General features: G+C 45.9%; 9 protein-coding genes. All 9 read left to right on the forward strand.

Annotated elements, in window-relative coordinates; all coding sequences use genetic code 11:
* The first annotated feature begins 322 nt into the window (after nt 1-322).
* Nucleotides 323-1381, forward strand: a complete 1059-nt coding sequence (locus tag C7Y66_RS28130) for a Gfo/Idh/MocA family protein (RefSeq protein WP_039713297.1) — start codon at nt 323-325, stop codon at nt 1379-1381.
* Between the two features lie 466 nt (nt 1382-1847).
* Nucleotides 1848-2177 (forward strand): hypothetical protein, encoded by a 330-nt coding sequence (locus C7Y66_RS28135; RefSeq protein WP_106548095.1) that lies wholly within the window; start codon nt 1848-1850, stop codon nt 2175-2177.
* A 146-nt stretch (nt 2178-2323) separates the two neighbouring features.
* The gene (locus tag C7Y66_RS32155) at nt 2324-2461 is read left to right on the forward strand and encodes a hypothetical protein (RefSeq protein ID WP_181245358.1); all 138 of its coding nucleotides are present in this window, start codon (nt 2324-2326) and stop codon (nt 2459-2461) included.
* Between the two features lie 107 nt (nt 2462-2568).
* Nucleotides 2569-5469, forward strand: coding sequence for a glycerol-3-phosphate acyltransferase (locus C7Y66_RS28140; RefSeq protein ID WP_106548096.1), 2901 nt, complete (start codon nt 2569-2571; stop codon nt 5467-5469).
* A 672-nt stretch (nt 5470-6141) separates the two neighbouring features.
* Nucleotides 6142-7488, forward strand: coding sequence for a CmpA/NrtA family ABC transporter substrate-binding protein (locus tag C7Y66_RS28145; protein ID WP_106548097.1), 1347 nt, complete (start codon nt 6142-6144; stop codon nt 7486-7488).
* 104 nt (nt 7489-7592) lie between these two features.
* Nucleotides 7593-8429, forward strand: a complete 837-nt coding sequence (gene ntrB / locus C7Y66_RS28150) for a nitrate ABC transporter permease (RefSeq protein WP_106548098.1) — start codon at nt 7593-7595, stop codon at nt 8427-8429.
* Nucleotides 8390-8578 (forward strand): hypothetical protein, encoded by a 189-nt coding sequence (locus C7Y66_RS30710; RefSeq protein ID WP_146149900.1) that lies wholly within the window; start codon nt 8390-8392, stop codon nt 8576-8578. The genes ntrB and C7Y66_RS30710 overlap by 40 nt, the downstream gene beginning before the upstream one ends.
* Nucleotides 8556-10559: a nitrate ABC transporter ATP-binding protein gene (locus C7Y66_RS28155; RefSeq protein WP_106548099.1), complete on the forward strand. Its 2004-nt coding sequence runs from the start codon at nt 8556-8558 to the stop codon at nt 10557-10559. Before C7Y66_RS30710 ends, C7Y66_RS28155 begins: the two co-directional genes overlap by 23 nt.
* A 145-nt stretch (nt 10560-10704) precedes the next feature.
* On the forward strand, nt 10705-11377 hold a 673-nt coding region (locus C7Y66_RS28160), incomplete at its 3' end, for a nitrate ABC transporter ATP-binding protein (protein WP_199197693.1).

An 11377-nucleotide genomic window follows, 5' to 3' on the forward strand; every position in this document is an offset into this window, starting at 1 on the left:
CTTGTCCCCCTTGTCCCCCTGCTCCCTGCTCCCTGCTCCCTTCAAAATAATGGACGGGAAAAAAAGTGACACAATACCGCTATCGCAGAGACATCGGTAAAATCACAATTAAAAAAGGTATAACCGTAACAAAATCAAGACAATCTCAAAAAAAATCTAACAATCTTTGAGATTCTACACAAAGACAAGAATTATGGTATCATCTGGCTGAATTCTAACAGTTGAGAGATGAAACCTTAATAACTGGAATGTAGATTACAGAAGCAGTGCAGTAGCGACGATAAATTTTGGTGGTGGAGGAGAAGACTGAGTGCAAAATACCATGTCTAAGGGGCAAGTAGTCCCGCAGATGCAGCGCAACCAACCTGAAGCAATTAAGATTGGCGTGGTTGGAGTGGGCAATATGGGGCAACATCACGCCCGCGTCCTAAGTTTGCTCAAGGACGTGGAACTGGTGGGTATAGCAGATATCAATGTCGAGCGAGGACTCGATATTGCTAGTAAGTACAGAGTGCGTTTTTTTGAAGACTATCGAGATTTACTGCCTCATGTCGAGGCAGTTTGCGTAGCTGTCCCCACTCGCGCCCATTATGCTGTTGGGATGACCTGCCTAAAAGAAGGGGTTCACGTCCTGATTGAAAAGCCGATCGCTGCTAGTATTTCTGAAGCAGAATCTCTAGTCAATACAGCTGCCCAAGCTCAAAGAATCCTTCAAGTCGGTCACATTGAACGCTTCAGCCCAGCATTTCAAGAATTAAGCAAAGTTTTAAAGACGGAGCAATTGATGGCAATCGAGGCTCGTCGCATGAGTCCCGCTGCTCAAAGAGCCAACGATGTCTCGGTCGTCTTAGATTTAATGATTCATGACATTGACCTATTGTTAGAATTGGCTGACGCGCCAGTAGTGAAGCTAACTGCCAGTGGCAGCTGTGGTTCTGATTCAGGATATTTAGATTACGTCACGGCAACTCTAGGTTTTGCCAATGGAATCGTAGCAACGCTGACAGCTAGTAAAGTGACTCACCGCAAAATTCGTCGCATTGCTGCCCATTGTAAAAATTCATTGACTGAGGCAGATTTTCTGAACAATGAAATTCTGATCCACCGTCAAACCACTGCTAACTGTATGACAGAACACGGTCAGGTGCTTTACCGTCAAGATGGCTTGATTGAAAAAGTTTATACGAGTAACGCCGATAAACTTTGTGCCGAATTAGAACATTTTGTTAGCTGCGTGCGTGGTGGTAGCCAGCCCTCTGTAGGAGGAGAACAAGCATTGAAAGCTTTGCGCTTGGCAAGTTTAATCGAGCAAATGGCTGTAGACGGTCATGCTTGGAAGCTACCAGAACGGGAGTACGAGTATCCGATTGTTGCCGTTTAGCGAGCAAGTTTAAATAGCACGTTTTTTGGTAAAAGCACGCAGCCGCGTGCTTTTACTTTATGTATGAAGATATTGCGATCGCCCTGACTGATAGCGGTTTTCGAGTGGGTAAAATACGCGATCTGTAGGGGCGCACATCTGTGCGCCCCTACAAGTGTCACGCACGCAATCGAGAATTGCTATGAAATATAAATCTATGGCGATCGCTCTGTAAATTTATGGCGATCGCTCTAGCTTAAATATCTTAAATCAATAACACTCTTAGATATAGTCAATAACCTGAAGCTGTGCCGTAGGATGGGGAGCCACTACGCCGAACGGGTCATTTAGCTTCAAGTAAGTCGCATTTAAGAATTAAAACCTGACTTTTTCAGAACTTTCTTGGGTTGAGCGCTTGTTTAACCCAATCTATAATTATACATAACTAAACGGTATTGTATTTAAATATCTTGAAAAACTAAAAATAATGATCGCTTTTGAAGTATATCTAAACGGAGAAAAGCTCTGTACAGCAGGTTTGAGAGATTTAAGCGTTCTTACAGCAATTTTAAACTGGAGGCAGCGTCAAGCAGACGCTCCAGTTGCAAACCCTGAAGAGTTAGATGCTGAAGATTTGAGATTGTATGTGGGTGGGATGTTGAATATTGCAGAAGGTAGTCGAGAATTTCTCAGATGGCTCGATCTCAATCTCGAAGTCGGTGATGAAATAACCATCAAGATTGCAGATGCAAATACTGTAGATATACCAATTAGACGGGAGAAAGTAGAGCTAAATTTCAATTTCCCACAGCGGTAATACTAATTATTTCAGGCTTTGAAAGGCTATAACAATCAGACCGAGAGACATTCTCCTACCCGATCGCCAAGCCAAATTGAAAAAGAAAGACTAAAATCGAATACGGAGATTTTAGTCTTTTGAACACAGGAGGATTTACATCAAGTATGTCCGACTTGAACCGAGGAATTATGAAGTTCGATGGGGCGGATAGTCCCAAGGTAGTGATTGTATCTACCGTACTACTGTTAGGAGCGATCGCCGCCTTAATATTTTGGGCGCTACGAGTAGCTTATGCTGTTTAGTTATTAGTTATCAGTGGCTAGTGACTAGTGACTAGTGGTTAGACCAAAATAAGAATCTAGCCACAAGCCACTAACCACTAACCACTCATTAGCGATCGATGACTAATATGCAGCAAGTTTGGGGTGTACTTGCGATTTTCATTCTCTGCCCCTGTTTGGGCGGACTACCGTTAATTGCTTGGATAACTCGTACCCTGACTGGGAGACGACTGGAGCGGATGGGAACTGGTAATATCAGTGTCTCAGCCGCTTTTTATCATGGTGGTAAGTTAGCGGGCATTTTAGCGGTGCTATCGGAGGCATTGAAAGGTATTGCCGCAGTTCTGCTAGCACGGGCTTTTTTCCCAACTCAACCAGCGTGGGAATTAATTGCCCTAATTGCCTTGGTCATGGGTCGCTACTGGGTTGGGAAAGGGGCGGGAACCACAAATGTCGTTTGGGGTTATGTCGTCCATGATTGGCGAGTCGCGCTGTTGGTATTTTTAATTGGAGGGATTAGTTTTACTCTGTTGCGGGAAAAAGAGCTGGGAAGATTTGGCGTATTATTTCTCTTTCCCACAATTACGGCACTGTTACACTTAAATGATTTTGGTAGAATTGTCGCCGCGATCGCCTTAGCAATATTAATTGGCTGGATTTACAAAAAGATTCCCGACGATCTAGATTTATCTCCAACCGCAGGACAAGCCGGATCTGAAAAAATGTTTCGTTTTTTTCGTGGTGATAAGGCAATTGTTTCTCTCGACGACCGACTCGATCCTCAAAAAGTCGGCGATAAGGCAGCTACTTTATCTCAACTGAAAAGCTGGGGTTATCCCGTACCGATGGGTTGGGTAGTCGTGCCAGGAGACGATCCAGAACCTCTAATTCAAGCTTTGCAACCTTCAGCTACCCAACCGCTAGTCGTCCGTTCCTCAGCAATTGGAGAAGACTCGGAACAAGCGGCGGCGGCGGGACAGTATGAAACCGTACTGCAAGTTACCAGTCGCTCTATGTTAAGGCAGGCGATCGCCCGTACTCAAGCTTCTTATGACTTGCCAAATGCAGTAGAGTATCGTCGTGCTAGGGGGCAAATCGATGCAGCAATGGCTGTGTTGATTCAAAAGCAAGTTCAGGGAGTTTTTTCTGGCGTAGCTTTTAGCCGCGACCCAATCACCCAGCAAGGAGATGCTGTTGCGATCGAAGCTTTGCCCGGTGAAGCACAACAGGTGGTTTCGGGACGATTGACTCCAGAACAATATCGGGTGGCGATCGCAGATGTAGAAACATTAGATGTAACGTCTATACATGTCACGTCTCTACAAATGGAAGGTGAAGGAGACGTACCGCTAGAACTGATTAAACAAGTTGCCCTTCTCGCCCGCAAAATCGAAGATCGATACCACGGTATCCCCCAAGATATTGAGTGGAGTTACGACGGGAGCCAATTGTGGCTGCTGCAATCGCGTCCGATTACAACTCTTCTGCCAATTTGGACGCGCAAGATTGCAGCTGAAGTGATTCCTGGGGCAATTCGCCCGTTAACTTGGTCGATCAACCGTCCGCTAACTTGTGGCGTGTGGGGGGAGATTTTTACAATTGTTTTGGGCGATCGTTCCCAAGGGTTAGACTTTAACGAAACGGCAACGCTGCATTATTCCCGCGCCTATTTCAATGCGTCGTTGTTAGGATCGATTTTTCGATTGATGGGCTTACCTGCGGAAAGTCTGGAGTTTTTGACCAGGGGAGCTAAGTTTAGCAAACCGCCTTTAAGTTCTACGTTAAAAAATGTACCTGGGTTGCTGCGGTTGCTGGGGCGTGAATTGAGTTTAGTCCGAGATTTTCAACAAGACGAGCGGCAGTATTTTCGTCCTGGTTTGGCAAAATTAGAGCAGCGATCGCCGCAAGAACTTTCGACCAGAGAATTGCTAGAACGGATAGAAGGAATTTTATCACTCCTCAAACGGGCAACTTATTACAGCATTTTGGCTCCCTTAAGCGCTGCGTTACGACAAGCAGTATTTCGAGTTCGGGATGACAAAATCGACAACAGCCAAACGCCAGAAGTAGCCGCATTGCGCGAAATTGCAGCTTTGGCAAAAAAAGCTCGAAAAATAGCGCCGCAATTATCTCCAGAACGAGCATTTGAGCAGTTGGAAGATACTGCGCCCGGGAGAGAAATTTTGCAGCAGTTCGAGCGATTGCTCGATCGCTACGGCTATTTGAGTCAGGTAGGCACAGATATTGCGGTTCCCACTTGGAAGGAGGAACCGCAGGTAGTACGAGAATTGTTTATGCAGATGTTGAGCGTGGAGGAAGGCAGTTTTAGAAGCGATCGCTTAGAAATGCAACGTAGTACAACGAGAGTTCAGCAACGCATAGATCTTAAAGGAAGAGTTACGCAGGTATACAGCCGCTTATTAGCAGAATTACGCTGGTGTTTCGTGCGACTAGAGGAGATATCTTTGCAGTTAGGACAATTATCTCAACCTGGCGATATTTTCTTTTTAGAATTTCCTGAAGTGCAACGAGTTGTTGCTGAAGATGTGGAGTTTATATCTCAATTAACACAATTAGTCGAAGCGAGGCGATCGCAATTCGATCGAGACAGCCAACTCAATCCCATACCCGCTTTAATCTACGGTAATTCTCCCCCGACTCTTGTACGCGCGCACAGCAGTGCGCCCCTACAAACTCCCAACTCCCTCTTAAAAGGAATTCCTGCTAGTTCCGGTCAAGTCACGGGAACGATTGTCGTGTTGCACGATTGGCAAATGCTGCCAGAGATCGATAAAAAAACAATTCTAGTCGTACCTTATACCGATTCCGGTTGGGTAGCCGCGATCGCTAGGGCTGGAGGATTGATCGCCGAAGTCGGAGGAAGATTATCTCATGGGGCGATCGTAGCGCGAGAGTATGGCATTCCTGCGGTGATGGATGTGCGCGACGCAACTCATTTATTGCGCGACGGTCAACAGGTGCGGCTCGACGGTCAAGAGGGTACGGTAGAGATTCTCGGCGGCGATTGAAGTAGTAGATCTGACTTGAAAATAGATTTTCAAGTCAGGTCTGACGAATAAATGTCATTTTGTTCTGAATCACCATATACATAGTTGTAAAACTTAACTTTAAATGTGAATTAATGTTCGATTTAGTACAAAGCGTAAATTGTAGATTGCTAAAAGTTTAAGGAATTTAAAAATCTAATACCAGCAATTATACTCAGCAAATCTCGATTGATTATCGACAAGCAAAAATACCTTGGGATCGATTGATAGTTACGATAAACAACTTGCACTGCTATAGGAATCAATAGGCGATCGCCGCGATTGTTCAGAGGGAACCAATGTTAACTATAGATAGTTCAATAGACAATTGAAAAACCATAAACTTTTGCTTATCAAAGCGATATTAGATTTATTTAACTGTCACTCGTTAAAAGTTAACAAATTTTGCACTAAAAGCTGTAAGCTTATTAAAACAACATTAATTTTGGTGTTCGTTGTCTCTTAAAGACTCGATTTGCATGTAGCTCAGTTGTGAAATTTCAACTTTGCAACTTCACAGCTACGATCACCTATTTCGCTGAGCCAAACCAGTATTTTAGATCGAACCATGCATTTTATATGCAAGAAACTCAACAGTTTCATTGCATGGATTTGCCTTGATATAAACCATTGAATGTGCTTGAGGAAGGTTGTATGACGGAGTTTTCTCGCCGGAAATTTATCATAACTGCTGGTGCTTCTGCGGTTGGTTCGGTGTTTCTGAAAGGTTGTTTGGGGAATCCACCAGATTCCGTGACTGGTACTCAAACGCAACAAGTTGCAGCAGTGAATGTTAGTCCCGAACAAGCACCAGAAACAACAAGAGTCAAGTTAGGATATATCCCTATTGTTGAAGCAGCACCCATAATTATTGCTAAAGAAAAAGGCTTTTTTGCGAAGTACGGCATGACCGATGTAGATGTTTCCAAACAAGCCTCTTGGGGTTCGATGCGAGACAATACAGAAATTGGTGCGGCTGGTGGTGGTGTTGATGGCGGTCAATATCAAATGCCGATGCCACATCTCATTACAGAAGGGCGGATCACCAAAGGCAACAAGCCGATTCCAATGTATGTGTTAGCGCAATTAAACACGCAAGGAAATGGCATTGCGATCGCTGAGAAACACCGAGGAAAAGGAATAGAACTAGAACTAGCCAAAGGTGGCAAAAACTTATTCGGTCAACTCAAATCAGCTAACACTCCCTTCACTGCTGCCTATACATTTGCTCAAGTCAACCAAGATTTTTGGATTCGCTATTGGCTAGCTGCTGGCGGTGTCAATCCCGATGCTGATGTCAAATTAATTCCCGTACCAGCCGCCCAAACTGTTGCCAACATGAAAACAGGCACGATGGATGCTTTCAGTACGGGCGACCCCTGGCCCTACCGCATTGTCAAAGATAAAATCGGTTTCTTGGCAATGCTAACCGCAGACATGTGGGAGTTTCACCCAGAAGAATACTTAGCATTACGGGCAGAGTGGGTTGATAAACATCCCAAAGCAACCAAGGCGCTACTCAAAGGCATCATGGAAGCGCAACAGTGGTTAGATAACTTCGACAACCGTGAAGAAGCCGCCAAAATCCTCGGCGGACGGAACTACTTCAACTTGCCAGCCGAAATTCTTGCCGGACCATTTGCAGGTAAATACGACATGGGCGAAGGTCGGACAGTTGACGATCGCAACAAAGCCGTACTTTACTGGAAAGATCCTAGAGGTAGCGTTTCCTATCCCTACAAGAGTCACGACCTTTGGTTCTTAACAGAAAGCGTCCGCTGGGGCTTTTTACCACCAGACAGCCTGACAAAAGCTAAAGCATTGATTGATAAAGTCAACCGCGAAGACTTGTGGAAAGAAGCAGCCAAAGAATTAGGCGTTGCAGCTGCCGATATTCCCACCAGCACCTCCCGTGGCGTAGAAACATTTTTCGATGGAGTCAAATTCGATCCCGAAAATCCCGCTGCCTACTTAAAGAGTTTGAAGATCAAAAAAGCCTAACGTCTAGAATTCGGAATTCGGAATACCCCTTCGGGGAAGCAAGCTACGGAATTCGGAATTAGCAATTACTAACTATCCATGTAAATCTGAGGAACAGACGATCGATGACTACATATTCTCCTAGAAGACGGGCTAGCACAGATAATAGCTTTTTAGCAGGCTTGCAAAAAAGACTGCCTGACTTTTTACCACCATTTATCGCGATCGCGATCTTTTTAGCAATTTGGCAACTTTTTTCTCTCACACCAGGAGCCACATTACCTGGACCTATAAAAGTTATTCAAGACACTTGGATATTAATTTTCTGGCCCTTCTACGACCGAGGTGGCACGGATAAAGGTTTATTTTGGCAGATCTGGGCGAGCTTGCAACGGGTAGCAATTAGTTACACATTAGCGGCAATTGTAGGAATCGGCTTAGGAATCTTAATTGGTACGTCGAAAGTGATGTCCAAAGCACTAGATCCACTCTTCCAATTACTCAGAACAGTACCACCTCTAGCTTGGGTTCCCATCTCTCTAGCTGCCCTCAGACAAAACGAACCCGCTGCCTTATTCGTTATCTTCATCACGGCAATTTGGCCCATTTTGATCAACACGGCAGTAGGAGTCAAAGAAATTCCCAGCGATTACAACAACGTTGCCAAAGTACTGCAATTAACTAAAAAAGAATACTTCTTCAACATCCTCATCCCTGCGGCACTACCCTACATTTTCACAGGTCTGCGGATTGCGATCGGTCTAGCTTGGTTGGCAATTATCGCTGCTGAAATCGTCATGTCCGGTATTGTCGGCATCGGTTTCTTCATCTGGGAAGCTTATCAAAACAACAACGTCAGTGAAGTTATCCTCGCCCTAATCTACATCGGTATAGTTGGTCTGTTACTCGACAAACTCATGGCTTGGATACAAACGCTGATCTTGCCAGCAGAACAAAAATAAGACAAGGGAGACAAGGAGGACAAGGGAGACAAGGGAGAAGTCAAAAGGCAAAAGTCAAAAATCAAAATCTCCCCGCACTCCGTCCTTACCAACTACCAACTACCAACTACCAATTACCAAATAGCCATGTCTGTATTCGTTGCTGTTGACCAAATAGATAAGGTTTTCAATCTCGTCGGTGGGGGACAATACATTGCCCTCAAAGGCATTGACCTTCAGATTAAAAAGGGTGAGTTTGTATCGCTGATCGGTCACTCTGGCTGCGGTAAATCGACGCTACTCAACATGATTGCAGGATTAGACCTGCCTAGTGAGGGAATTGTCACTCTGGAAGGACAAAGAATTACCAAGCCAGGACCAGACCGAATGGTGGTGTTTCAGAACTACTCGCTTCTGCCTTGGCGGACGGTACGGGAAAACATCGCCCTGGCTGTAGATGCTGTAATGAAGGGCGCACCTGCGGGAGAACGCCGCGCCATTGTCGAAAAGCACATCGATATGGTAGGTTTGCGTCCCCATGCCGATAAGCCACCAGGAATGCTATCGGGGGGACAAAAACAACGGGTGGCGATCGCCCGTGCTTTAGCGCTGCGTCCGAAGTTGCTGTTACTGGACGAACCATTTGGGGCGTTGGATGCACTGACGCGGGGTAATTTGCAAGAACAGCTGATGCAAATCTGCGAAGAGAACCAAGTCACAGCGGTAATGGTGACGCACGACGTAGATGAAGCTGTATTGCTGAGCGATCGCATCGTCATGTTAACCAACGGACCCGAATCGAAAATTGGCGGCATTTTAGAAGTAGATATCCCCAGACCCCGCAAGCGGATGCAGGTTGTAGAACATCCCAGCTACTACAGTCTGCGCAGCGAAATGATCTACTTTTTAAATCAGCAAAAACGAGTTAAGCAAATTCGGGCGCGGAAGAAAACAGCTGTTGCCCGTCACGGGTTAGAAAAAGTCAATTTGGAAATCGGCTTCGTTCCCTTAACCGCTTGCGCACCACTGGCGATCGCTCAAGAAAAAGGTTTCTTTGCCAAGCATGGCTTAGATGAAGTCACCCTAGTACGGGAAACCAGCTGGCGCGGGATTGTCGATGGAATTGCAGGCGGCTACATCGATGCTGCCCAAATGCCTTCAGGGATGCCAATGTGGTTGACTTTGGGTGGTCATGAGAATAAACCGATACCCACGGTTACTTCTTTAACCATGACTCGTAACGGCAACGCCATCACCTTATCAAAACGCTTTTACGACCAAGGAGTTTATAACCTCACCGACTTCAAACAGCACTTGCTGCGTACCCGCGACCAGCGGCATACGATGGGGGTCGTACATCCTTCCTCAATGCACAGCGTCCTCTTGCGCTACTGGCTAGCCGCAGGTGGTATCGACCCTGATTTAGATGTTGACGTTCACACCATTCCCCCAGCCCAAATGGTTGCCGACCTCAAAGCTGGTAGTATTGATGGATTCTGCGTTGGCGAACCTTGGAACTACCGTGCTGCTGAAGAAGGAATTGGCTTTACCGCTGCTACCGATTTAGAAATTTGGCTGGGACACCCAGGAAAAGTTCTCGGCGTGCGGGAAGAATGGGCAGCAGCGTATCCAAATACTCATATCGCTTTAGTCAAAGCACTTTTAGAAGCTTGCTACTATTGCTCTTTGCCAGAAAATGCTGAAGAAATTCGTCAAATTTTGGCACGGCGGGAATATGTCAGCACCAGCGTCGATTATATTCAGTTGCTAGACCCCGATAGCAGCAGTTGCGATCTGAGTAGTCCAATGCGGGAGTATGCTCACCACCAATTCTTTTCTGAAGCTGCAATCAATCGCCCCAGTCGCACGGAGCAAACTTGGATCGTGACTCAACTAGCGCGTTGGGGTCACACTCCCTTCCCCAGAAATTGGGTAGAAATTATCGAACGGATCTGCCGTGTCGGAGTCTTCAGTACAGCTGCTAGAGAACTCGGCTTAGATGTCAGCTACACCCGCCAGCCGCTCAAACTCTTCGACGGGACTGTATTTAATGCCGACGACCCACTCGGCTATCTCAACAGTCTAGCAATCAAACGTGACTTCTCCGTAGCCGAAGTGATTCTCGACGCACCAATCCGCAGAGCAGCCTAGCTGAATTGTTAATGGGTAATGGGTAAAGTCGTAAGTCGTAAGTTGTCAGTCGTAAGTAGAGAAGAACTTGCCTCTCAGCAACTACCAACTACCAACTACCAATTACCAACTACCAACTACCAACTACCAACTACCAATTACCATAATGAACAACGCTTTTGCTTATACAGACATTGCCAGAAATCGTTTAGGCAAGCCACTTTCAACTGTGCAGTCTAATCGTCAGGCTTTCGTACAGATTAAGGACGTTTGTAAAGTCTATCCCACCAAAAACGGTCCCTTCACCGTCCTTGATGGGGTGAATCTCAGTGTCTATGAAGGGGAGTTTATTTGCGTGATCGGTCACTCCGGTTGCGGTAAGAGTACGCTGTTAAATATGGTTTCGGGTTTTGCTCATCCCACTTCAGGAGATGTTTTAGTTGATGGTAATCCCGTGACTAAACCAGGACCAGACCGGATGGTGGTGTTTCAAAACTATGCCTTGCTCCCTTGGCGGACTGCGTTTGAAAATGTCTATTTGGCAGTGAATGCCGTACATCCCAACAAGCCAGAAGCAGAAAAGCGGGCGATCGTGCGGGAACATTTGGCAATGGTTGGACTCGCGGAAGCCGCAGATAAGAAGCCACCGCAACTATCTGGGGGGATGAAACAGCGGGTTTCGATCGCCCGTGCTTTGGCAATTCGTCCCAAGGTGATGATTTTAGACGAACCTTTCGGGGCGTTGGATGCAATTACCAAAGAGGAGTTGCAGGAAGAGTTACTGAAAATCTGGAACGACCATAAATGCACCGTGTTAATGCTGTCTCTTATACACATCT

This window comes from Chroococcidiopsis sp. CCALA 051 (assembly GCF_003015105.1).
GTDB classification, from domain to species: Bacteria; Cyanobacteriota; Cyanobacteriia; order Cyanobacteriales; family Chroococcidiopsidaceae; genus Chroococcidiopsis; species Chroococcidiopsis thermalis.